The 23289-nt window shown below is 69.1% G+C and carries 23 protein-coding genes; 9 read left to right on the forward strand and 14 right to left on the reverse strand.

Features of this window, described 5'->3' with window-relative positions; all coding sequences use genetic code 11:
• The first annotated feature begins 33 nt into the window (after window positions 1-33).
• Together ACFC1X_RS20065 and ACFC1X_RS20070 are read left to right on the forward strand one after the other, a co-directional pair.
• Window positions 34-516: an NUDIX domain-containing protein gene (locus tag ACFC1X_RS20065; protein WP_376355437.1), complete on the forward strand. Its 483-nt coding sequence runs from the start codon at window positions 34-36 to the stop codon at window positions 514-516.
• A gap of 89 nt (window positions 517-605) precedes the next feature.
• The gene (locus ACFC1X_RS20070; protein WP_376355439.1) at window positions 606-1472 is read left to right on the forward strand and encodes a GNAT family N-acetyltransferase; all 867 of its coding nucleotides are present in this window, start codon (window positions 606-608) and stop codon (window positions 1470-1472) included.
• A 24-nt stretch (window positions 1473-1496) separates the two neighbouring features.
• Here the strand turns inward: ACFC1X_RS20070 and ACFC1X_RS20075 are convergent, their stop codons facing one another.
• Complete coding sequence (locus ACFC1X_RS20075; protein WP_376355441.1) at window positions 1497-1916, reverse strand: heme-binding protein; 420 nt, start codon at window positions 1914-1916, stop codon at window positions 1497-1499.
• A 182-nt stretch (window positions 1917-2098) separates the two neighbouring features.
• Window positions 2099-3310 (reverse strand): MFS transporter, encoded by a 1212-nt coding sequence (locus tag ACFC1X_RS20080; protein WP_376355443.1) that lies wholly within the window; start codon window positions 3308-3310, stop codon window positions 2099-2101.
• A gap of 140 nt (window positions 3311-3450) precedes the next feature.
• Between ACFC1X_RS20080 and ACFC1X_RS20085 the strand changes: the two genes are divergently transcribed.
• Window positions 3451-3915: a MarR family winged helix-turn-helix transcriptional regulator gene (locus tag ACFC1X_RS20085; RefSeq protein WP_376355445.1), complete on the forward strand. Its 465-nt coding sequence runs from the start codon at window positions 3451-3453 to the stop codon at window positions 3913-3915.
• Window positions 3916-3954: 39 nt separating this feature from the next.
• Window positions 3955-4407: a GNAT family N-acetyltransferase gene (locus tag ACFC1X_RS20090; RefSeq protein WP_376355447.1), complete on the forward strand. Its 453-nt coding sequence runs from the start codon at window positions 3955-3957 to the stop codon at window positions 4405-4407.
• Window positions 4408-4489: 82 nt separating this feature from the next.
• On the opposite strand, the gene ACFC1X_RS20095 is transcribed toward ACFC1X_RS20090, so the two are convergent.
• Together ACFC1X_RS20095 and ACFC1X_RS20100 are read right to left on the reverse strand one after the other, a co-directional pair.
• The gene (locus ACFC1X_RS20095) at window positions 4490-5875 is read right to left on the reverse strand and encodes a serine hydrolase domain-containing protein (protein WP_376355449.1); all 1386 of its coding nucleotides are present in this window, start codon (window positions 5873-5875) and stop codon (window positions 4490-4492) included.
• Window positions 5876-5956: 81 nt separating this feature from the next.
• Entirely contained in the window at window positions 5957-6637 is a 681-nt protein-coding gene (locus ACFC1X_RS20100; protein ID WP_376355451.1) for a TetR/AcrR family transcriptional regulator, read from the reverse strand.
• 85 nt (window positions 6638-6722) lie between these two features.
• Here ACFC1X_RS20100 and ACFC1X_RS20105 point away from each other — a divergent pair, with 85 nt between their 5' ends.
• Window positions 6723-7832: an FAD-dependent oxidoreductase gene (locus ACFC1X_RS20105; RefSeq protein WP_376355537.1), complete on the forward strand. Its 1110-nt coding sequence runs from the start codon at window positions 6723-6725 to the stop codon at window positions 7830-7832.
• Window positions 7833-7963: 131 nt separating this feature from the next.
• On the opposite strand, the gene ACFC1X_RS20110 is transcribed toward ACFC1X_RS20105, so the two are convergent.
• The 6 genes from ACFC1X_RS20110 to dnaB form a co-directional block, all read right to left on the reverse strand.
• Window positions 7964-8344, reverse strand: a complete 381-nt coding sequence (locus ACFC1X_RS20110) for a VOC family protein (RefSeq protein ID WP_376355452.1) — start codon at window positions 8342-8344, stop codon at window positions 7964-7966.
• A gap of 62 nt (window positions 8345-8406) precedes the next feature.
• A complete protein-coding gene (locus ACFC1X_RS20115) occupies window positions 8407-11082 on the reverse strand; it encodes a TniQ family protein (RefSeq protein WP_376355454.1) in 2676 nt (891 codons plus the stop codon).
• The gene (locus ACFC1X_RS20120; protein ID WP_376355455.1) at window positions 11079-12197 is read right to left on the reverse strand and encodes an AAA family ATPase; all 1119 of its coding nucleotides are present in this window, start codon (window positions 12195-12197) and stop codon (window positions 11079-11081) included. Before ACFC1X_RS20120 ends, ACFC1X_RS20115 begins: the two co-directional genes overlap by 4 nt.
• The gene (locus ACFC1X_RS20125) at window positions 12194-14317 is read right to left on the reverse strand and encodes a helix-turn-helix domain-containing protein (protein ID WP_376355457.1); all 2124 of its coding nucleotides are present in this window, start codon (window positions 14315-14317) and stop codon (window positions 12194-12196) included. Before ACFC1X_RS20125 ends, ACFC1X_RS20120 begins: the two co-directional genes overlap by 4 nt.
• Window positions 14318-14345: 28 nt before the next feature.
• Complete coding sequence (locus ACFC1X_RS20130; protein WP_376355459.1) at window positions 14346-15032, reverse strand: TnsA-like heteromeric transposase endonuclease subunit; 687 nt, start codon at window positions 15030-15032, stop codon at window positions 14346-14348.
• 196 nt (window positions 15033-15228) lie between these two features.
• On the reverse strand, window positions 15229-16707 hold the full coding sequence (gene dnaB, locus ACFC1X_RS20135; protein ID WP_376355461.1) for a replicative DNA helicase: 1479 nt from the start codon (window positions 16705-16707) through the stop codon (window positions 15229-15231).
• 459 nt (window positions 16708-17166) lie between these two features.
• Here dnaB and ACFC1X_RS20140 point away from each other — a divergent pair, with 459 nt between their 5' ends.
• Window positions 17167-18504, forward strand: a complete 1338-nt coding sequence (locus ACFC1X_RS20140; protein WP_376355463.1) for an MATE family efflux transporter — start codon at window positions 17167-17169, stop codon at window positions 18502-18504.
• A gap of 92 nt (window positions 18505-18596) precedes the next feature.
• On the opposite strand, the gene rplI is transcribed toward ACFC1X_RS20140, so the two are convergent.
• From rplI to rpsF, 4 genes are all read right to left on the reverse strand, one after another.
• Complete coding sequence (gene rplI / locus ACFC1X_RS20145) at window positions 18597-19043, reverse strand: 50S ribosomal protein L9 (protein ID WP_007388913.1); 447 nt, start codon at window positions 19041-19043, stop codon at window positions 18597-18599.
• An 18-nt stretch (window positions 19044-19061) separates the two neighbouring features.
• A complete protein-coding gene (gene rpsR, locus ACFC1X_RS20150; RefSeq protein WP_003949403.1) occupies window positions 19062-19298 on the reverse strand; it encodes a 30S ribosomal protein S18 in 237 nt (78 codons plus the stop codon).
• A gap of 44 nt (window positions 19299-19342) precedes the next feature.
• The gene (locus ACFC1X_RS20155) at window positions 19343-19942 is read right to left on the reverse strand and encodes a single-stranded DNA-binding protein (protein WP_122616540.1); all 600 of its coding nucleotides are present in this window, start codon (window positions 19940-19942) and stop codon (window positions 19343-19345) included.
• Window positions 19943-20022: 80 nt separating this feature from the next.
• A complete protein-coding gene (rpsF, locus tag ACFC1X_RS20160) occupies window positions 20023-20313 on the reverse strand; it encodes a 30S ribosomal protein S6 (protein WP_003975025.1) in 291 nt (96 codons plus the stop codon).
• A 278-nt stretch (window positions 20314-20591) separates the two neighbouring features.
• Here rpsF and ACFC1X_RS20165 point away from each other — a divergent pair, with 278 nt between their 5' ends.
• The 3 genes from ACFC1X_RS20165 to ACFC1X_RS20175 all read left to right on the forward strand — a co-directional run bounded on the left by ACFC1X_RS20165 (window position 20592) and on the right by ACFC1X_RS20175 (window position 23248).
• Complete coding sequence (locus ACFC1X_RS20165; RefSeq protein ID WP_376355465.1) at window positions 20592-20897, forward strand: hypothetical protein; 306 nt, start codon at window positions 20592-20594, stop codon at window positions 20895-20897.
• A gap of 136 nt (window positions 20898-21033) precedes the next feature.
• A complete protein-coding gene (gene femX, locus ACFC1X_RS20170) occupies window positions 21034-22155 on the forward strand; it encodes a peptidoglycan bridge formation glycyltransferase FemX (protein ID WP_064728796.1) in 1122 nt (373 codons plus the stop codon).
• A gap of 61 nt (window positions 22156-22216) precedes the next feature.
• Window positions 22217-23248, forward strand: coding sequence for an alanine racemase (locus ACFC1X_RS20175; RefSeq protein WP_064728797.1), 1032 nt, complete (start codon window positions 22217-22219; stop codon window positions 23246-23248).
• The last annotated feature ends 41 nt before the right edge of the window (window positions 23249-23289 follow it).

Consider the following 23289-nt stretch of genomic DNA (forward strand, 5'->3'; position numbering starts at 1 on the left):
TTCACGTGGAACCAACCGGGCCACATTTCTCCCATGACCGTCCGACCCGTGGTCAAGCGCACCGCTCGCGCCGTTCTCCTGGACCGCGAGCACTTGATCCTGATCAAGCGCACCAAGCCCGGCGTCGATCCCTACTGGGTCACGCCCGGAGGCGGGGTCGAGCCCGAGGACGCCACCGTGGTGGACGCCCTGCACCGCGAGGTGTACGAGGAACTCGGCGCCAAGATCACCGATGTCGTCCCCTGCTTCGTGGACACGGTGGAGCACATCGGCGAGGACGCCGGCACGACCGGCGTGAAGGTGCAGCACTTCTTCGTCTGCCATCTGGGGTCCATGGACCCGGCCCTGCGGCACGGCCCGGAGGTCGACGAGCCCGCCGGCGAGTACGAGATCGTCCGGGTGCCGTTCACCCGGGTCGGGATCGCCTCGGTCCACCTGGTGCCGCTGTCGCTGCGGCACTATCTGGACGGCAACATCGAAGGGGTGCGCGCTCTGCACGCCCCCGACCTCGGCTGAGCCGCTCAGGCCACGACATGGCCAAAAGCTTGCCCGTTCCCCCGGAAACGGGTGGACGCGGACGGCCGCTGTCGGACAGCCTGACCTGCGTGCCGACACCTTCCCCCGCCTCCGCTCCGATCCGCCGTCTGACGCTCCGCGATCTCACCGCCTGCGCCGACCTGTCCGAGGACCGGGGGTGGCCGCGCGAGGAGCACAAGTGGGGGTTCCTCCTCACCGCCGGGACGGGGTACGGCATCGACGATCCCGGCGGCGGCCTCGTCGCCGCCTGCACCGTCACGGAGTACGGCCCGCACGGCCGGCCCTCCCTGGCCGCCATCGGCATGGTGCTGGTGGCCGAGCGGCACGCCCGCCAGGGCGTCGGCCGCAGGCTGATGCGCCATGTCGTCGCCGAGCTGGGCACCACCCCGCTGACCCTGCACGCGACCCCGTACGGCCGGCCGCTCTACGAGGAGCTCGGTTTCAAGGTCACCGGCCGGGCGGAGATGGTCCGCGGACGCTTCACCCCGGTCGGGCCCGAGCCCGGGATCGCCACGCGGGCCGCCACGGCCGAGGACCTCACCACGATCGTCCGGCTCGACGAGGAGGTGTTCGGCGCCGACCGGACCCCCATCGTCACGCGCCTGCCCGCCTTCGCGGACCAGCTGCGGGTCGCCGAGGAGGACGGCCGGATCATCGGGTACGCCGCGGCCTGGCCGAACATGGACACGCACGTCGTGGGCCCGCTGATCGCCCGGGACACCGAGACGGCCAAGGCGCTGATCGGTTCCCTGGCCGCCCGCACCGACCGCCCGCTGCGCACGGACATCGACGCACGTCACGAGGACCTGCTGGCATGGGTGCGGGAGCGCGGCCTGGCGGTGGTCGCCCCGAACGCCGTGATGACGTACGGCATCACCGAACTGCCCGGGGACTGGAACCGGCGGTTCGCGCCGCTGACGGTGGCGGCGGGCTGACCGAGGCGACCCGACCGCCCGCCGTCAGGCGAGGGCCTTCACGGCGGCCGAGGCGAAGCCGTGGTCCTGGTCGGGTGCGCCACCGCCCACTCCGATCGCGCCGACCAGCCGGCCCTCGCGGTGCACGGGCACGCCGCCCGCGATGAACAGCAGGGGCCGGTCGAGCGCCGTGGGCAGGGTGTGGAAGAGCCCTCCTGGCTGAACGGCGTCGACGAGGTCGGCGGTGGGGGCGTTCAGCTGGAGCGCGGTGTAGGCCTTGCGGGTGCTGGTCTCGCCGGAGATCAGGGCGGCACGGTCGTCGCGCCGGAAGGCGAGCAGGTGGCCGCCCGCGTCGAGGACGGTGACGCTGACGGTCACCCCGGCGGCCTCGGCGGCGCGATGGGCGGCGGTGACGAGGGACTCGGCGTCCTGGATCGTCAGCGGGGCGACAGCGGTGGTGCTCATGGGGTTTCTCCTTGGTCGGTGCCCGGTGGGGCGGTGGTGGGTGGTGCGGCGGCGCAGTGCCAGCGCGGAAGTGCGGTGGCGGTCGCTGCGGCGCCTGGTGCGGTGCTTCGGTGAGCGCCGGGGCGGGGTGAGCCGCGGGGTGCGGGGACGGCCCTGGCCCCGCACCCAGCGGCCCGGGTCGGTCAGTGGTGGACGGCTGCGGCTCGCTGCTCCGCGGGTGTGGAGCCCGCGACGACCGCGGTAGGCGCGCCCTCGCGGCGTTCGAGCGCGGCCGAGAGGACGGCGAGGAGCAGGGCGGCGGCGGCCAGCACGGCACCCACCCAGTTCGGGGCGGTGTAGCCGAAGCCGGCGCCGATGACCACGCCGCCGAGCCAGGCGGAGAGCGCGTTGCCGAGGTTGAAGGCGCCGATGTTCACGGCCGAGGCCAGCGTCGGGGCGCCGTGCGCGTGGTCCAGGACGCGCTTCTGCAGCGGCGGCACGGTGGCGAAGCCCAGGGCGCCGATGAGGAAGACGGTCACGGCCGACGCGATCTTGTCGTGTGCGGTGAGGGTGAAGAGGGCCAGTACGACGGCCAGGGCGCCCAGGGAGATGTACAGCATCGGCATCAGGGCGCGGTCGGCGAACTTTCCGCCGATGAGGTTGCCGCCGACCATGCCGAGGCCGAAGAGGACCAGCAGCCAGGTGACGGAGCCGTCCGCGAACCCGGCGACGTGGGTCATCATCGGCGCGATGTAGGTGATGGCCGCGAAGACGCCGCCGAAGCCGAGGACGGTCATGGCCATCGCCAGCAGGACCTGGACGTTCTTGAACGCGGCCAGTTCGTGCCGGAGCCGCACGCCCTCGGGCCTGGGCACGTCGGGGACCAGCTTGGCGACACCGGCCAGGCCCACGACGCCGAGCGCGGCGACGACGGCGAAGGTGACGCGCCAGCCGGCGGACTGCCCGATGAGCGTGCCCAGCGGGACGCCGACGACGTTGGCGACGGTCAGACCGGTGAACATCATCGCGATGGCACCGGCCTTCTTGTGCGGGGCGACCAGGTCGGCCGCGACGACCGAGCCGATGCCGAAGAAGGCGCCATGGGCGAGGGAGGCGACCACGCGGCCGATCAGCATGACGGAGAAGGCGGGGGCGAGGGCGGAGAGCAGGTTGCCGACGATGAACAGGCCCATCAGCAGCATCAGCATCCGCTTGCGCGGGACCTTGGTGCCGAGGACGGTCATCAGCGGGGCGCCGAACATCACGCCGAGCGCGTATCCGGTCACCAGGAAGCCGGCGGTGGGGATGGAGACCCCGTAGTCGCTCGCGACCTCGGGCAGCAAGCCCATGATCACGAACTCGGTGGTTCCGATACCGAAGGCCCCGATCGCGAGGGCCAGAAGCGCGAGAGGCATGGAGGGGTACACCTTCCCAGAAGATTGCAGGAGCGCTTTGCGTGCGTTCACAATAGTTGCAGACGCGGGCTATATGCAAACGCAGACTATTGCACGCCTGGTCTACCCTGGTCTCAGCCGCTCCGGGACGGAGGAACCACATGACAGCGACGGACCCCGCGCTCACCGCCCTCTCCCAGGGCTGGTGCGCACTCTCCCTGCTGCACGGGAGGATCGAGGCCCACATCGAGCGCGCACTGCAGGCCGGGCACGACCTGAGCGTGCGCGAGTACTCCCTGCTCGACGTGCTCAGCCGGCAGCACGACGGCGATGGAGGGCACCTGCAGATGAAGCAGGTCGCCGACGCCGTCGTGCTCAGCCAGAGCGCGACGACGCGCCTGGTCACCCGACTCGAGGACCGCGGGCTGCTCGAGCGCTACCTGTGCCCCACCGACCGCCGCGGCATCTACACCAACGTCACCGGGGCCGGCCTGAAGCTGCTGGACGAGGCCCGGCCCACCAACGACGCCGCGCTGCGCGAGGCCCTGGACGAGGCAGCCGCCAACCCCGACCTGGCACCGCTGGTCCGTGCCGTGGAGACCCTCAAGGCACCGGTGCCCGCCTAGCCCGGCTCGGAGCGCGGCCCACGGACTTAGAGTGCGGTCATGGCAGATCTTGAAATACGCCGGACCACCGCAGCGGACATCCCGGCGATCGTCGCGATGCTCGCCGACGACCCCTTGGGCGCCCAGCGTGAGTCACCGGACGACCTGGACCCGTATCTGGCCGCGCTCGAACGGCTCGACGCCGATCCGAACCAGCACGTGGTAGTCGCCGTCCGCGACAGCCGTGTCGTCGGCACCCTCCAGCTGACGATCGTCCCCGGCCTGTCCCGGCGCGGCGCCACCCGGTCGATCATCGAGGGTGTACGCATCCACGCCGACGAGCGCGGCAGCGGCCTGGGCACACAGCTCATCGAGTGGGCCATCGACGAGTCCCGGCGGCAGGGATGCCAACTGGTGCAGCTCACGTCCGACAAGACCCGCACCGACGCCCACCGTTTCTATGAGCGTCTGGGCTTCTCGTCCTCGCACACGGGGTTCAAGCTCCAGCTGTGAGCAGGCACTCCCCTCCGGAGCGCCCAACGGCTGTGGGGTCCTGTTTCACGTGAAACAGGACCCCACAGCCGTTGGACAACGCCTAGCCGATCCCTCGCCAGCCCTCCGGGTCCACCCCGCCCGGCACGGGGGAACCCGCGTCGTACGGCTGACGAGTGAAGACGAACGATCCCAGGTCCAGGTGGCTCACGCTGCCGTCCGGCCGCCGTACCGACTGCAGCAGCTCCCCGGCGTAGTAGCCCTCCAGGCCCGTCCAGGTCCCGTCACCGTTGGCCCGGAAACTCGACCGTCGGCCCTGGCCCGACAGGGGCTCCAGCGACACTCCCCCGTCGGAGGTCAGCCGCAGGGCGAAGGCGTGCGTCCCCCAGTACCACTGCCCGGCCAACTCCAGTACGGAGGCGTCCGCCTGCGGCAGCGGACGCCACGGTTCGGGGATCCGGGGTTCCGCCTCGGCGACGATACGCACGAGGTCGGCACCCACCCCGCCGAGCAGCGGTCCGGAGGTGCAGTTGGTCAGCACCACCGCGGCGACGTCGTCCTCCACGGCGATGGTGAGGTTGGCCAGGAAGCCCGGCAGGGAGCCGGAGTGCCCCACGAGCAGCCGCCCGTCCCGGTGCTGGATCTGCAGTCCCAGGCCGTACGCCGCACCGTCCACGACGTCCGCGGCCTCGACCGCTGCGGCAGGGGCCCGCATCTCCCGGACAGTGTCCGCGCCCAGGACCCGGTCGTCCCCCGCGGTCAGAAAGACGGCGAACCGCGCCAGGTCCCCGGTGGTGGACCAGAGTTGACCGGCCGGGGCCATCCTGCCGAGATCCTCGGCCGGCTCGGGCAGCATCACGTCGGCCCACGGATGCACCGCCCAGCCACCCGCGTGCGGAGCGCTCGGGCGCGTGGCCGTGCGCTCCAGCCCCAGCGGTTCCAGCACCTCCCGCCGCAGCACGTCCTCCCACGAGGCGCCGCGGAGCTCCTCGACCAGCGCACCGAGCAGGGTGTAACCGGGGTTGGAGTAGTGGTGCCGGCGGCCCACCGGGTGCAGCAGCGGCCGCTTGCCCAGCACGTCGGCGAGCTCGGGGCGCAGTGATCCCGGCGTCCGCTCCCACCACGGCGCGGGCGACTCGGCGGCCAGTCCGCCGGAGTGGGCCAGCAGTTCGGCGATCGTGGCCTCGCCCGCGCCGGTACCCGGCAGATGCTTCTCCAGAGGGTCACCGAGGTCGAGCAGGCCCTCGTCACGCAGCCGCAGGACGAGAACAGCCGTGAACGTCTTGGTGATCGAGCCGATGCGGTACTGCACGTGCTCGTCGGGGCCGTGCCCGTCGACCGAGGTCCGCGCACCGTGCCACACGGTCCGCCCGTCCCGGACGACCGCCGCCACGAGCGAGGGCGTGCGCCCCTCGGCCTGTGCCACGGCGATCCGGTGCAGCAACTGCCGACGGGTGGCGGGAAGCAGCTCATCCTGAGATGTCGTCATGCCACCAGTCCACCGTCCCGGGCGGTCCACGTCGAGCCGATTACGTCGCGGCCCGGGCGCGTGGCCTGCTCGGCGCGCGCGTCACCTCGAGATGCGGGCTTCGATGCCGTCGAGCAGAAAGTCGAGACCGATCCGGAAGGTCTCGTCGGCGTCCAGGTGGGCGGCATCGCGCACCACCGTGGCCAGCGCGGGGAATCGGCCCGTGGCGAAGGTCCGTTCCAGGTAGGGCCCGAGAGAGGCCTGCCAACGCCGCTCGTCCATCCCGGTGACCCGCTCCGCACGCCGCTCGGCGATCTCCCGGCGCACCGCCCCGATCACGTAGGCGTCGACCGCGGTGACCACCGGCATGACGGCGTCCACGTCGACGCCGTCCAGTGCGGCCACCACGGCCTCGCCCCTGGCCAGCGCGTGCGGCCCGAGCTGCGGTCGCCCACCGAGCAGGTCGGCGAGCCATTCATGCTCGTGCGCTGCCTGCCGGGTGGTCTCGGCAAGGGAGCGCAGCACCTCCCGCCAGCTGTCTCCGACCGGCCGGATCTCGGCGTGGACGGCGTCGACCATCAAGTCGAGCAGCTCCTCCTTGCCGGCGATGTAGCCGTACAGCCGCATCGGCCCCACGCCCAGCGCGGTGGCGACCTTGCGCAGCGACACCGCCTCCAGGCCGTCCGCGTCGGCCAGCCGGATTGCCGCTCGCACGATCTTCTCCCGGTTCAGCGGGGCCGGCACGGGTCGTTCCGGAGGCTCCGGCCTCTCCCACACCAACATGCCGCTAACCGTACACCGCATGGAGCGATACAGTGTATCGACCAGTACGGCGTATCGAACAGAGGGAGGGACAACCATGGCATCCATGACCATCGCCATCGTCGGAGCCGGTCTCGGCGGCCTAGCGCTCGCCCGTGTGCTGCACGTGAACGGCATGGACGCGGTCGTCTACGAGCGTGAAGCGTCACGCGTCGCGCGCGGTCAGGGCGGCATGCTGGACATCCACTCCGGCCAGCGGGCGCTGCGCGAGGCCGGTCTGATCGACCAGTTCCACGCGATCGCCCGGGGTGAAGGCCAGGACATGCGCCTTCTCGAGCCGGACGGCACCCTGCTCCTCCAGGAAGACACACCCGACGACGCCCCACTCGATCGACCCGAGGTGGACCGCGCCGCGCTGCGCGACCTGCTGCTGGACGCGCTCCCCGAAGGCACGGTGCGCTGGGGACACGCGTTCAGGAGCGCCGAGCACGGCCTGCTGCACTTCGCCGATGGCGGCAATGCCACGTATGACCTGCTGGTCGGCGCGGACGGCGCGCAGTCCCGGGTCCGCGCGCTGCTCACCGACGCCCGCCCGTCGCACATCGGCCAGAACATCGTCGAGGTCGGCATTCCCGACATCGACCGCACGCATCCCGACCTCGCGGCGATGGTCGGGCGCGGCAACTACTGGGTGCTCGGCGACGGTCTGTCCCTGGCGGCGCAGCGCAACGGCGACGGCCGCGTCCGTATCGGCCTCAGCTTCTACAACACCGCCGAGGACTGGTTCGCCACCAGCGGCATCCCGTTCGACGACCCGCCCGCCGCCCGGGCCCGGATGATCGAACTTCTCCCCGGCTGGGACGCACGGTTCACCGCGCTGATCGCGGCCTGCGACGACACGGTCGTGCCGCGGCCGATCACCACGCTCCCGGTCGGCCTGACCTGGCCGTCGAGGCCGGACGTCACGCTGCTCGGCGATGCCGCGCACCTGATGCCACCGGTGGGAGAGGGCGCCAACATGGCGCTGCTCGACGGCGCCCTGCTCGGCCTCGCGCTGGCCGCGCGCCCGGACGACGTCGGCGCCGCCGTCAGCTCATACGAACGCGAGATGTTCGAACGCACCGGCGCCGCCGCCCGGATGTCCGCCGGCATCCACGAACTGCTGACCTCACCGGACGCCGCCCAGAAGATGCTCGCGTTCTTCCAGCCGGTGTAGGATCTCGCCGCTCGTGTCATAGGTGGGCGCTTGTGACCTGCTACTTTCCGCTGTGTCTCAGGGCATGGCGGAAGGGCTCCGTCTCACGACGGTGGCATTTCCTATTGCCGATCGGCAGGACAGACACCGAGTCAGTCCGCCAGCCAGAGGCAGAAGGGGTGTCCTGCCGGGTCGATGTAGACGCGGACGTCTTCTTGAGGCTGGTGATCAGCGAGCGTCGCTCCCAGCCCGGCGGCCTTCGCTCCAGCGTGCTCAAGGTCGTCGACGCGGATTTCGAGGTGCATCATCATCTGCTGGTCGGAACGCCCGGCAGGCCAGCGGGGCCGGATGTAGTTCTCCTCACGCTGGACGGCGATCCCCACTCCGCCGTCGGCCGCTTTCAAGAGGATCCAGTCTGCTTCCTCGACCGCGATTTCCCAGTCGAGTAGTTCCTGGTAGAAGTGTGCGAGAACACCTGGGTCTGGTGCGCTGATGTTGACGGTCGTGAGTGTCAATCCGCGAGCTTCAGCCATGCTGGTTCATGCCTTCCAGGTGCGGGACTGTGGCCTCGGTCAGCCGTAACCGGGCCATCGTGTCAGGAACCTGTCGGCGAGTTCCGAGCCTCCTCGGTTTTCAACGCAGCTTCAGACTCAGTGGCCACGCGTCTGCCGAACGTGGTCAGTTTCATGGCTCGGCCACGCTCAGCACGTTCGAGTAGGGGTTGTCCGAGATCTCGCTCAAGCCGGGCGATCTGTGTCGTCAGGGTGGACTGGTGGACGCCGAGGGCTTGAGCAGCCTCGCTGACGGTGGGGTAGTCGATGGCGGCCAGAAAGCGCTCGATTCGCTGCCACGAGTATGGGCTGGTCAGCGCCGTCCGCAGAATGGCAGCCGTGTGGGCGGCTTTTTCAGAAGTGCGGAGGCTGGCGTCGTGGCTTCCTCCGCCGCGGGGCCGAAGGGGAATGTTGTAGGTGTGGGCCCACCGGGCCATATTCGTGGTGCTCATACCCGTCTCGCGGGCGAGGTCGGTCAGGGTTCGGCGGCGGTGAACGTACTGCTCGATGAGCCAGTCCCGCTCGATGGTGCCGCGGCGTTTGTAGTCCTGCGGGCTGTTGCGGAGCGGGATGCCGTACTCCTTGGCGAGGTCGGTCAGCACTCTGCGGGAGAAGCCGGTGAGGGTGGCGATCTGCTGGAGGGATCGGTGTTCGCCGAGGTAGAGCTGGGTGAAGCGCTCTGCCGTGATGGCTTGCCGGGCTTGCTGCCGGATGCGGCCGGTGGCTCTGGCGGTGTTCTTCGTCAGCGGGGGTGCGGGGGCTGGGTGTTCGTCGAGGGCATGCCGGATGGCCTCGACGGTCGTGCCCAGGATCTGTGCTGCGTGCTGAATGGGGTGTTTGCGTTCTCGGACGAGCTGGTGCAGGCGAGGCAGGTCGATGTGCGCCGGGTCCGGTCCGGGAAGGGTGAGTCCAGCCAGCAAGACGGTGGGTGGCTGCCAGGTCACGGGCTCGTCGTGGATGCGGTGCGAGGCCAGGAAGTTGAGGGCTTCGTGCTGGAGGGCGTGTGCGAGTTCGGGTGTCTGGAGTGCGGTGAAGTGCAGGGACGTCGCCCGGAACTCTGCGCTGTCGAGCCCGCCCTGGTCGTCGGGGGCGGACTCGGCAGGCAGGCCGCTGAGGCGTCGGAAGAGCTGGCTGCGGGCAATGCGTTCGCGTCGGCCGGTTCCCGGCGGGGTTCCGGTGCGTCGGCAGATCTCCAACCAGCGGTCATGGGGAAGCAGGCCGGTGTAGTCGAGGAGCCGGCGTCGGCCGTAGTCGATGGGGATGTGGGCGGCATCGAGGTGATCAGCAAGCCGGTCTAGGGCAGTGATGATGTCCGGCCATTGCGGAAGGTCGTCGAGTTCTTGGAGGAGGCGCGAGATCTCGATGCCGTCGATGACGTCGCCGGCCAGCCTGGCCGCCTGGTCCAGGGAGATGCGGCCGTCCGGGATCAGCAGCAAGGCGGCGAGGACGGGAGCAAGGGATCGTGCATAGATTCCCTCGGGCGGTGTGAGCCGGACCGCCCAGGACGGCCAGAACATCGTGGGGATCTTCCTGGCTCTCTGCTCGATGTCCCGAGCAGTCCTTGCCGGTCGGCGGGGAGTCTCGGTCGTGGTGCGGTAGCGGAGGTGCTCGCTGGGGCGGAGGGAAGGGACGAGGGCGGCTAGGTGCACGGACTGCAGCACGGGGCTGATGCCGCGGCCCCAGCCGTCGACACTGGTCGCCGAGATCTGCGTAAGTTCCTCGCGTACTTCTTCCAGCAGGCTGCGCAGGACCTCGCCAGCCGGATGGATTCCCGGCTGTTGAAGGATGCCCAGGGCCATGGTGACCGCGACGGCGGCATCGACAGCTCGCGGCGGGGCCATGAATCCCGGGCGGTCCACCGCCTGTTCGGGGTGCGGGACGGCCGGCTCGGTCGCGAGGCGCGCTTCTGCGATGTCGGCCGGTATCTGTTCCCGCAAGGCGGCGGTGGGAAGATCGCTCAGGACACGGGTGCCCAAGGCCCGGATGTCGGCCAGCACTGCTGGTGCCGGTTGCGGGGCAGTCCGGTAGGGGCCGAAGGCGGCCGTCTGGGTTTCGATGATCTCCGTCACCTGGTCCTGCGCCGCAAGGACAGGGTGGCCAGCAGGCAGGAGAAGCGTCGACGCGCGGGTCAGATCGGCGCCGCAGCCAGCCGTAACCGGACCGCCGGGGCGGATCGGCGGATTGCCGCAGAGTTCAGGCCGGGGAACGGACCGCCCGGAGCGGGGCCGCTGCCGCGGAACCCGCCCGCAGTGCGGGCAGCGGTCCGCCAGCAGGCGACGGTGGTGGGTGCAGGCGAAGGAGAAGCCCAGCCTCCAGGACAACTGCCAGCGTCCGCCGCTGGAGTGGAGGCAGTCCGGGCAGAACCGGGATCCCCGCCCGCGTCCCCAAAGGACATGCCGTGTCACGGCCCGGCCTTCGGGACTCATCTGCAGGGCCCGTCCGTCATAATGCGCCAGGGTCATGGCAGTGACCGCCTCCGGGACCGTGCCGGTGGCGTGCGCGACGGCGGCGGTCAACCGCTCGTCGAGGAAGACCGTCCAGTCCGCTGGGATGCCCCGGAACTGGTTTCCGGCCCGCTGCCGGACCGGGAATCTGAAGTGCAGCAGGACATCACCGAGCGTGGTGTCCATCCGTCTGGCCGTCGCCTCCAGCCAGGAGTCCAGGGCCTCGCCGGGCAGTGGCGGCAACCGGATCGGCAAAGTGCGGGCCGGCGCTCTCATGCGGCTCGTCGTCCCCGGGATCGCGGACGGCTGGTCAGCCGCTTCTTCTCCAGCGCGGCCTCAAGTTCGAGGCGGGCGGCCTCGGACGCCTCGTCGTTCTTCACCCGGTCCATCAGCTCCTGGTCCAGCCGTTCAGCACCGGTGCGGACCGCCCGCTGGCAGCCGCGGTTGATCAGCGTCATCAGCGAGCCGATGTGTCCGGTGCTGCGGGCGAAGAGGTAGTCCGACAGGTCGTCCGCGAGCATGCCGGTGTGCTTGTCGGTGAGCACGACGCGCTGTTCGAGGGCCAGCAGCATCTGCCGCCATTCCCGCCGCCCGACCTCCGCGTCGATGGTGAACGGACGAAGCCCGAGGCGGGTGGTGCGGCGGCCGGTCTGGGCCAGAGCGGTGTCGCGCCCGTTCGTTCCCTCGCCGAACAGGCCCTTCTCCGCAAGCTCGACCCCCACCATCAGCAACGTCACCGGGAACTCGTTGGCGATCCACTTCAAATGGTTGCTCACCTCGATGCCGCTCTTCTGTCCCCATTTCAGGAAGTGCAGATCGTCCAGAACTACCAGTCGGACATCGCAGGACAACACGCAGTCCAGCACCCGCCGTCCGAACTGGGCGGTGGTGCCCCGCCCCTGTCCGGGGTGGCCGAAGAACTCCAGCATGGCTCGGTTGAGGTCCTTCATCCCGGTGTTCCCGGTCAGCCCGACCCGGCAGACCGGGATCCGTTCGTGCCCCTGGCTCGTGAACGGGCCCGACTCCTCGATCTCCCGCTGGTGGAAGTCGCGGGCGAAGGCAAGCACCGAGGTCGTCTTGCCCAGCCCCGGGAAAGCGTCGACGGCCACCGCCCCCTTGGCCTTGTCACCGTCCTGCTCGTTACTGTCGACGATGTCCCACAAATCCTCGTGGAGCTCCGCCAGTTGTGGTGTCTTGACCGGTCCGATGTTCGCGTGCCACTTCCGGCGCTGCCGGTCGTAGTCCGCCCGTGCCTGCGTGTCCAGGGACTTCAGCTGCTTGCGGGTCAGCAGATCGGGCCGACTGCGGCGAGGGCCCTCGGCGAACGCCTTGAAGTCCTCCTTCCGCGACAGGGCGAGACTGTCCGGCTCAGGAACACGCTCCTCGCTCACACGTCCTCCAGAGCATCGGCGTAGAAGTCGTCCTCGGCGAGGTCCTCCAGATCGGCCTCGTCGTCATCCCCCGTCTCCGTCACCACGTCGGGCTCCCGCGGTTCCGTGGTCTCTTCGTCCTGGCCGAGGGCCTTGCGTACGGACGGAAGCGAGACGACCGTCTCCGCCTCACTCTCCGGAAGTTCGATGGCGGCCTGCTCGCGCGAGAGCCGCAGGGCCATGCGCCGCTCGGCGATCGTGGTGCCCAGCCCGAGGTTCCACCGCTGAAGCAAGTCGGCGACGGCGAGCCGGTCGTCGGGAAAGCGATACTTCGAGGCGGCCAGCTGCCGGGCGAATGCCAACGCGTCCTCGCTCAGCGGCATCTCGACCGACGGCGCGTGCTCCCAGGTCAGAGCGTGCCATTCGCGAGTTGTGGGGCTGCGGAAGTAGATCTTGGTGATGTCGTCGGGGTCCACTTGGAACGGCCAGCCGTTCTTGACGGGACTGTCGTAGGGGCTGCGGATGCCCGGCTCGGGCAGGCCGGGGCCGCTGTAGCGGCGGCGGCCGATCTCGACCCCGTAGTGCTGGACCGTGCGCCACTTCGTCTGCAGGAACTCAAAGGCCAGGTCCCGGTCGCGGGGTGCTTCGATGTAGCCCGCCCGCGCCATGCCGTGCTCGAACATCTTCGCCGGGGACATCCGCAGGCCCGGCAGGCCCGGATCGACCAGGCTGGAGTGCGGCCTGCAGTGATAAACCGCCGCGGTCCACTCCCGGATGATTGCCTCAAGCTCGTCGAGGAAGAAGAACGCATCATCCTCTGGCTTCTCGCCCCGCGAGTGGATGTCAGGCCCCTTGTAGCCCGGCAGCACCTGCAGCAGCCCCTCCCGCAGGGTCCGGAAATAGCGCTCCACCGGCCCCTTGTCCCGGCCCGTCCGCAGCCGGGCCGGCTGGATGGAGATACCCATCCGGCGGCAGACGCTGGTCAGATGCTCCGAGACGTAGACCTTGCCGTGGTCGACAACCAGCGTCTCGGGGACCAGAGGAGGCGAGGCCAGGCCCGGTCCGCTGGCGCCCTCGACGTCGACCAGGACGGTGCGGGGGATGCCGTGCTCGGGCCAGACCGCGTGTCGCGGCCAGTCCCGCCCCGCCGGCCTCGGCCGGAACGACTGGAAGAGCACCGCGCTGACATCCACCGCCTTCGTCGAGACCGGCGTCAGTCGGATCCCCGTGATGCAGCGGGTGTACCAGTCCATCCCGACACTCAGTTCGGCTTGAACCCACTTGAGCGTCAGCGGGTCGAATGCGAAGACGTCCAGGCGGGTGGAATCCATCAGCAGGTACTCGCCCGGCCGTGTCGGCCGCAGCTTGCCGTACTGACCCTCCGGCCGACCGGCGATATCCCGGTTGCGCTTCGTACTCAGCCGGAACAGCGGATGGCGTCGCTCCAGTTCCTCCAGCAGCCGAAACGCCGTCGCCCGACTCGGCTGCGGCACCACACCCTCGCCGAACCGTGCGATCACCCGAGCCCGGGTCCGCTCGATCACCATCGTCCTCGACGGCCGCGACTGGTCGGTGTGCTCGACCATCACCTCCACCGCGGTCTCCACCCACCGGTCGTCAACTCCGGAGTGGGGCTTTCCTATTGACTTCTTCGGCGCGAGCCCAGCCTCTCCACGACGACGAAAATCAGCGACCCACTGCTTCACAGTGCGAGGTGATACCCCCAGCTCATCAGCCTTGGCTGTGTATCGCACCTCCAACGGTCGCTCCGGGCGATAGTCCGGGCGGGGCTCACCGTCGCGTGCCAGTTCCGGAGCTCCAGACCGGAACCCCGTCAGAACCTCCCGGACATGCTCGGCGCGTTCAAGAACTTTCGTCCGTGCTGAGCTGTCGAGCTGTCCCAGTACGACCGAAGCGATCTCTTCTTCATCGCCAGCTGACGGTCCTGGGCCGTCTGGACTGACAGCGGCACGGTCGGAGAACAGAAGTTCCTTGAGTGACAGCCGCAGCAATCGTCCCCGGCCGTCCTTCAAGACCACCTCGCTGCCTGCCGTCGTCGCGGCCATCTCCACCACCTCGACGGTCTCTCCGTCGTAGCGGAAGCGCGTACCGACCCCGACCCGAGCCCCAGCCCTGCTCATGCCGCCCGCCTCAGAACATGCGAAGGGCTCAGTGGCCGATCGAGATCGGTAACGAGAGACCGCGTCCAGAGCAAATGATGGATGGCGGAGCGGACTTGAGGCTCCGGACGATTCGGCAGACAGCACGTGGCCTGCCCCAGAGGGACACCATCGAGCTCAGCTCCCCGAAGGTCTTCCAGAACTTCGGGGCTGAACAGCCAGTCCCTTCGATAGCCCGCCAGGAACCGGATGTTCTCCAGTTCCACAGCCGGAGGCTCGCTCCAGACCTCGTACGTCCACCCCCGTGATTCGACCGCCCGCCGAGTCCAGCCGAAGGTGAACGCCACTCCGGCTTGGACAACCGGTGAAGCGGCTTGACGTCGACGACCACCGACACCTGCCGGGTGAGCAGGAGGTAGTCCGGGATGTGCCTGCGGACCTTCCCCTCCAGCACCGTCTTCAGCAAGAAGGGCTGGGCCACGATGCCGCGTACGGACGGATCGAAATCAGCGAAGAGCAACCGCGACAGCTCCAGTCGCGACTCGTAGATCACATGATCGCGCATCGTCGCCGACCAGTAGGTGCCCGAGTAGTGCTTCTGGCCCTTGTACCAACGAAACGTCCGCCAGGGCATGGCCGAAGCCAAAGATTTGATGGGCTCCGTGCCCCAGAGGCGATCTTCGACGACCTGACCGTTCTGACGACGCACGCTCACCGTCGCAGCGACGTCCACCACACCCCCAGCCCACGAGTGACTGCCCGTGTAGCCAAGGTGCCAGCGATCGCTCCCCGCGTGGAGAGGTCACCCCTTACGTCATCCAGAAGAGTGAACGCCCCGAGCTGCGAGTCTCACGATGGCTGCATAAATGCCATCTATATGCAGCTGACCCTGAGATTATGAAGCTGGATTTGAGACCCTACACGACCCGCGCTCAGGTCTGTGCCATGTCCACGAACCGCGAGTAGTGGCCCTGGAAGGCCACCGTGATCGTCGCCGTCGGGCCGTTACGGTGCTTGGCCACGATCAGGTCGGCCTCGCCCGCGCGCGGGGACTCCTTCTCGTAGGCGTCCTCGCGGTGCAGCAGGATGACCATGTCGGCGTCCTGCTCGATCGAACCGGACTCACGCAGGTCGGAGACCATCGGCTTCTTGTCGGTGCGCTGCTCGGGACCACGGTTCAGCTGGGAGAGCGCGATGACCGGGACCTCCAGCTCCTTGGCCAGGAGCTTGAGGTTGCGGGACATGTCCGAGACCTCCTGCTGACGGCTCTCGGCGCGCTTGGAGCCGCCGGACTGCATCAGCTGGAGATAGTCGATGACCACGAGCCTGATGTCGTTGCGCTGCTTGAGACGGCGGCACTTGGCTCGGATCTCCATCATCGACAGGTTCGGGGAGTCGTCGATGTAGAGCGGGGCCGCCGAGACGTCCGGCATCCGGCGCGCCAGGCGGGTCCAGTCGTCGTCCGTCATCGTGCCGGACCGCATGTGGTGCAGCGCCACGCGGGCCTCGGCGGACAGCAGACGCATCGCGATCTCGTTGCGCCCCATTTCGAGCGAGAAGATGACGCTCGGCAGGTTGTTCTTGATCGAGGCGGCCCGCGCGAAGTCCAGCGCGAGCGTCGACTTGCCCATGGCGGGGCGCGCGGCGATGACGACCATCTGACCGGGGTGCAGGCCGTTGGTCAGCGAGTCGAAGTCCGTGAAGCCCGTGGGCACACCGGTCATCTCGCCGCTGCGCGAACCGATCGCCTCGATCTCGTCGAGCGCGCCCTCCATGATGTCGCCGAGCGGCAGGTAGTCCTCGCTGGTGCGCTGCTCGGTGACGGCGTAGATCTCGGCCTGGGCGCGGTTGACGATCTCGTCGACGTCGTCGTCGGCCGCGTACCCCATCTGCGTGATCCGGGTGCCGGCCTCCACCAGGCGGCGCAGGACCGCGCGCTCGTGCACGATCTCCGCGTAGTAGGCGGCGTTCGCGGCCGTCGGCACGGTCTGGACGAGGGTGTGCAGATACGAGGCGCCGCCGACCTTGTTGATCTCACCGCGCTTGGTGAGTTCGGCCGCGATCGTGATGGGGTCGGCCGGCTCGCCCTTGGCGTAGACGTCGAGGATGGCCTGGTAGACCGTCTCGTGGGCGGGCTTGTAGAAGTCGTGGCCCTTGAGGATCTCGACGACGTCGGCGATGGCGTCCTTGGACAGGAGCATGCCGCCGAGGACGGACTGCTCGGCGTCCAGGTCCTGCGGAGGGACTCGCTCGAACGACGGTCCGCCGCCGTCCCAGGAGCCGTTGTCCGCACCGCGCTCGTGCTGTTCGTCGCGGCCCCGGCCTCCGTCACCGCGGCGACGGGAAGCAGGCAGACGATCACTGGGACCGCTGTCGGCCCACGGGTCGTCCAAGGGCTCGGAAATGCTCACCGAGCCACCTCCTCCCGTCCGCCGAGCGGACCTCGCCGTGCCCCTCATTTCTACGGCACGGCACTGACAAATAAGACGCCCAACTCCGGTTCTGGCGCGTCGGTTTTGTGATGGTTCACAGGGCGACGGACGGAGCGGGCGCCGGACCACCGTAGGCCGGTCGGCACCGTCAGCCAATCTGGTTATCCACAGGCCATGTGGACGACGGGCCAGATGCTGTGGAGAACTCCGCCAAACCTGTGCACGACCCGGTGGACAGCCCTGTGAACAAGCCCGCACCCCGATCTCAGAAACCACCCTGACCTGCTACTTCACCGTCCACGGCCTGTGCAGAAGAAAAACTTTCCCGGTCAGCTCAAGATCACTTCGAGCGGTGCCCAGAAGTGCACGGGGTGAGACGATGCGTAAGGGTCGCAAAAGCTTTGCATCTCTTACCTGTGGACGATTAGATTGGTGCTCATGACACAGGCCCCCGCGCGTCCCCGAACCGTCCGGCGCCGGCACGACCGAGAGATCGTCGCGCTGGCCGTTCCGGCCTTCGGCGCGCTCGTCGCCGAGCCCCTTTTCGTGATGGCCGACAGTGCGATCGTCGGCCATCTCGGCACCGCGCAACTCGCCGGACTCGGGATCGCCTCGGCCCTGCTCACCACAGCCGTCAGCGTGTTCGTCTTCCTCGCCTATGCCACCACGGCGGGCGTGTCCCGACGCGTGGGCGCGGGCGACCTCCAAGCCGCGATCCGCCAGGGCATGGACGGCATCTGGCTGGCGCTGCTGCTCGGAGCCGCCGTCATCGCCGTCGTACTGCCCACGGCCCCGTCGCTCGTGGAACTCTTCGGCGCCTCCGATACTGCGGCCCCGTACGCCATCACCTATCTGCGCATCTCCTCCCTCGGCATCCCCGCCATGCTCGTCGTGCTCGCCGCGACCGGTGTCCTGCGCGGACTCCAGAACACCCGGACCCCGCTCTACGTGGCCATCGGCGGCTTCGTCGCCAACGCCGTCCTCAACGTCCTGCTCGTCTACGGCGCCGGTCTCGGCATCGCGGGATCCGCCTGGGGCACCGTCATCGCTCAGTACGGCATGGCCGCGGTGTACCTGTGGGTCGTGGTGCGCGGGGCACGACGCCACGGGGCGTCCCTGCGTCCGGACGCCGCCGGCATCCGGGCATCCGCTCAGGCCGGGATGCCGCTGCTCGTGCGCACGCTCTCGCTGCGGGCGATTCTCATGATCGCGACGGCCGTGGCGGCCCGCCTCGGCGACGCCGACATCGCGGCCCACCAGATCATCCTGTCCCTGTGGAGCCTGATGGCCTTCGCTCTCGATGCCATCGCCATCGCCGGTCAGGCCATCATCGGACGCTACTTGGGCGCCGGGGACGCCCAGGGTGCCCGCGAAGCCTGCCGCAGGATGGTGGAGTGGGGCGTCGCGGTCGGCGTCGTACTCGGTCTGCTCGTGGTGGTCTCCCGCCCAGCGTTTCTGCCCTTGTTCACCGGCGACTCCGCGGTCAAGGACGCCGCGCTGCCCGCGCTGGTGATCGTGGCCGTCGCCCAGCCGATCTGCGGAGTGGTCTACGTCCTGGACGGTGTCCTGATGGGTGCGGGTGACGGCCCGTACCTCGCCTGGGCGATGCTGCTGACCCTGGCGGTCTTCACTCCCGCGGCCCTCCTCGTCCCCGCCGTCGGCGGAGGGCTCACCGTGCTGTGGGCGGCCATGACGCTGATGATGGCGATGCGTCTGGTGACGCTGTGGCTGCGCACCAGGTCGGGTCGCTGGATCGTCACGGGCGCGACGCGGTGACCGTTTCACGTGAAACACAATGAAGAGGGGGCCGCATCTCCCAGTCGGGAGATGCGGCCCCCTCTCACATCGCTTCAGCGAGAGCAGAGCGCTCAGGCAGCGACGACCTCGACGCTGACCTTGGCGTCAACCTCGGGGTGCAGACGCACAGACGTCTCGTGAGCGCCCAGGGTCTTGATCGGCGAGCCCAGCTCGATGCGGCGCTTGTCGACCTCGGGGCCACCGGCAGCCTTGATCGCCGAAGCGACGTCGGCCGGAGTGACGGAACCGAAGAGACGACCGGCGTCGCCGGAGCGGACGGCCAGACGGACCTTCACACCCTCGAGCTGGGCCTTCACCTGGTTGGCCTGCTCGATGGTCTGGATCTCGTGGATCTTGCGAGCGCGACGAATCTGCTCGACGTCCTTCTCGCCACCCTTGGTCCAGCGGATCGCGAACTTACGCGGGATCAGGTAGTTGCGAGCGTAACCGTCCTTGACGTCGACGACGTCGCCCGCGGCACCGAGGCCGGAGACCTCGTGGGTGAGGATGATCTTCATTGTTCGGTCACCCTTCCCTTATCGCGCGGTGGAGGTGTAGGGCAGCAGCGCCATCTCACGGCTGTTCTTCACGGCCGTGGCGACGTCACGCTGGTGCTGGGTGCAGTTGCCGGTCACGCGGCGGGCACGGATCTTGCCGCGGTCGGAAATGAACTTCCGCAGCATGTTCGTGTCCTTGTAGTCCACGTACGTGACCTTGTCCTTGCAGAACGCGCAGACCTTCTTCTTCGGCTTGCGCACAGGCGGCTTAGCCATGATGTTTCTCCTGTGTGATCAAGAAGTGTGGGGTGGAGCCCGCCCTAGAAGGGGGGCTCGTCCGAGTAGCCGCCACCGCCGCCGGAGCCGCTGGAGCCGCCGCCCCAGCCGCCGCCCTGACCGCCGCCGCCCTGCTGGCCACCGGCGGGAGCGCCGGTCGCCCAGGGGTCGTCGGCCGGAGCGCCGCCGCCCTGCTGGCCGCCACCGGGGCCGCCGCCCCAGCCGCCGCCACCCTGGCCGCCACCGCCGCCGTAACCGCCCTGGCCACCGCGGCCCTGGCCCGAGGTCTTGGTGACCTTGGCCGTGGCACTGCGCAGGCTGGCGCCGACCTCGTCGACGTCCAGCTCGTAGACCGTGCGCTTGACGCCCTCACGGTCCTCGTAGGACCGCTGCTTCAGCCGGCCCTGCACGATGACGCGCATGCCTCGCTGGAGCGACTCGGCGACGTTCTCCGCCGCCTGACGCCAGACCGAGCAGGTGAGGAAGAGGCTCTCGCCGTCCTTCCACTCGTTGGTCTGGCGGTCGAAGGTGCGGGGGGTCGACGCGACACGGAACTTCGCGACGGCCGCACCGGACGGGGTGAAGCGCAGCTCGGGGTCGTCGACAAGATTGCCGACGACCGTGATGACGGTCTCGCCTGCCATGGGGGTACCTCTCGGCGGGTTTGCTGCTCTGGCTGCTTGGTTGCTGCTACTCGGATCCCGGGATCAGCTGAGCGGAAGGCTCAGTGCATCTCGGGACGGAGGACCTTGGTCCGGAGGACCGACTCGTTCAGGTTCATCTGGCGGTCGAGCTCCTTGACGACCGCAGGCTCGGCCTGCAGGTCGATGACCGAGTAGATGCCCTCGGGCTTCTTCTTGATCTCGTACGAGAGACGACGACGGCCCCAGGTGTCGACCTTCTCGACCTTTCCGCCGCCGTCACGGACGACAGAGAGGAAGTTCTCGATCAGCGGGGAGACAGAACGCTCCTCGAGATCGGGGTCGAGGATGACCATCACCTCGTAGTGACGCATGTGGAACCCACCTCCTTTGGACTCAGCGGCCACGGTCGTTCCGTGGCAGGAGGGTTGCGATGCGTTGGCACCGGTATCAACGAGTAAACCAGGACCCACTGACAATCGGGCCTCCTCCAGGGAGGCGGCCCGGCCGTGGGAGGCAGCAGACACCAGTGCAGAAGGTACAGAGTACCCGGCCGCGCGCTTGCGGTTGAAATCCGGCCCTGAGGGGACACAATCGATACTCACCGGATGTGATAGGGCGAAGACACACTGCCTTCGGCAGGAGGTTCCCCATGGCACAGATCATGCGACCGACAAGGCCCCGGACCGGGCTGCTGGCCACCGACGGCAAACCGCACCCCCTGCAGCACGCGCTGCTGGCGGTGACCCTGGTGCTCGCGGTACTCGCCCTCGCCACGGCGAGCTTCCGAGGACTGCACGTACTGACCTCCTGGGCAGGGCTACTCGGCGTGCTGACCGGCGGATACGGCCAGTACGTCTCCGAGACGACCCGGGAGCGCTTCGGTCTGGTGCTGGGCCTCGGGGCCTCCGCGGCCGGACTGTTCTTCGGCATCTACCACGGCGGCCTCATCGGCTGAGTTCTTCGCCGTCCGGCCGCCTGACCACCCCTTCCAGCCGTACGCCGGACGGGGCGCTCACAGGGCGCAGTAGGCTTCGCGCGAGAGCCGGAGCCCCTGTACCCATGGGGACACACCAGCCCGAGGAGCGCCCCGAATGAGCCTGACCCTGAGGACCATCAGCCGCGAGCAGCATCTGGCCTACATCCAGAGCCTGCCGGCGGCTAGTCACATGCAGGTCCCCGCATGGGCAGACGTCAAGGCGGAATGGCGCTCGGAGAACCTCGGCTGGTTCGACGACCGTACCGGTGAGCTGGTCGGCGCGGGTCTGGTGCTGTATCGGCAGCTGCCCAAGATCAAGCGCTACCTCGCCTACCTTCCCGAGGGCCCGGTCATCAACTGGTTCGCGCCGAACCTCCAGGAGTGGATGGAGCCGATGCTGGCGCACCTCAAGCAGCAGGGCGCCTTCTCGGTGAAGATGGGCCCGCCGGTGATCATCCGGCGCTGGGACGCCACGTCCATCAAGAAGGGCATCCAGGACCCCGACGTCAAGCGCCTGCGGGACATAGAGGCCGACCACATCGAGCCGCGCGCCTTCGAGGTGGCCGACAAGCTGCGCCGCATGGGCTGGCAGCAGGGCGAGGACGGCGGCGCCGGCTTCGGCGACGTGCAGCCCCGCTACGTCTTCCAGGTGCCGCTGGCCAACCGGTCGCTGGAGGAGGTCCACAAGAACTTCAACCAGCTCTGGCGCCGCAACATCAAGAAGGCGGAGAAGGCCGGCGTCGAGGTGGTCCAGGGCGGCTACCACGACCTGGAGGAGTGGCAGCGCCTGTACGAGATCACGGCCGTGCGCGACCACTTCCGGCCGCGTCCGCTGTCGTACTTCCAGCGCATGTGGGCGGCCCTCAACAACGAGGACCCCAACCGCATGCGGCTGTACTTCGCCCGGCACAACGGGGTGAACCTGTCGGCGGCGACCATGCTGGTCGTCGGCGGGCACGTCTGGTACTCCTACGGCGCCTCCGACAACATCGGCCGCGAGGTCCGGCCGTCGAACGCCATGCAGTGGGCGATGCTCCGCGACGCCTACGCCCTCGGCGCGACCGTCTACGACCTGCGCGGCATCTCCGACTCCCTGGACGAGAGCGACCACCTCTTCGGCCTGATCCAGTTCAAGGTGGGTACGGGCGGTCAGGCGGCCGAGTACCTCGGCGAGTGGGACTTCCCGCTGAACAAGCTGCTCCACAAGGCGCTCGACATCTACATGTCGCGCCGCTGACCCCGCACCCACCCCTCATCCCGCACCTCTGACAGCCACCAGAAAGGTTCCAGGTCCGGCCATGGCGCTCACGCTCTACGTCGACACCGCGCGCTGGCGGGCGCACCACAAGCACGTGCAGGAGCAGTTCCCCGGGCTGGTCCCGGTCTGCAAGGGCAACGGCTACGGCTTCGGGCACGAGCGGCTGGCGGAGGAGGCCACCCGGCTCGGCTCGGACGTACTGGCCGTCGGCACCACGTACGAGGCCGCCCGGATCAAGGACTTCTTCGGTGGTGACCTGCTGGTCCTGACGCCGTACCGGCGCGGCGAGGAGCCCGTTCCGCTGCCCGACCGCGTCGTGCGCTCGGTGTCGTCCATCGACGGCGTGTACGGCCTCGTCGGCGCCCGTGTGGTCATCGAGGTGATGTCCTCGATGAAGCGGCACGGCATCAGCGAGCAGGACCTGCCCCAGCTGCACGCCGCCATAGAGAACGTCCGGCTGGAGGGCTTCGCCATCCACCTGCCGCTCGACCGTACCGACGGCTCGGACGCCGTCGAGGAGGTCATCGGCTGGATGGACCGGCTGCGCGCGGCCCGGCTGCCGCTGCACACCATGTTCGTCAGCCACCTCAAGGCCGATGAACTGGCCCGGCTCCAGCAGCAGTTCCCGCAGACCCGGTTCCGCGCCCGGATCGGCACGCGGCTGTGGCTCGGCGACCACGAGGCGACCGAGTACCGCGGTGCGGTCCTGGACGTCACGCGGGTCGCCAAGGGCGAGCGCTTCGGCTACCGGCAGCAGAAGGCCGCCTCGGACGGCTTCCTGGTGGTCGTGGCGGGCGGTACGTCGCACGGTGTGGGTCTGGAGGCTCCGAAGGCGCTGCACGGCGTCATGCCGCGGGCCAAGGGCGTCGCCCGGGCCGGCCTCGCCACGGTCAACCGCAACCTCTCGCCGTTCGTCTGGAGCGGCAAGCAGCGCTGGTTCGCGGAGCCGCCGCACATGCAGGTGTCGATCCTGTTCGTGCCCTCGGACGCGGCGGAGCCCACGGTGGGCGACGAGCTGGTGGCCCATCTGCGGCACACCACCACGCAGTTCGACCGCATCCTCGACCGCTAGCGCGCTCGGCCGCGGCCGAGGCACGGGCCGTACACGGCGTT

Origin of the sequence: Streptomyces sp. NPDC056128 (assembly GCF_042263835.1) — a bacterium.
Classification (GTDB): domain Bacteria; phylum Actinomycetota; class Actinomycetes; order Streptomycetales; family Streptomycetaceae; genus Streptomyces.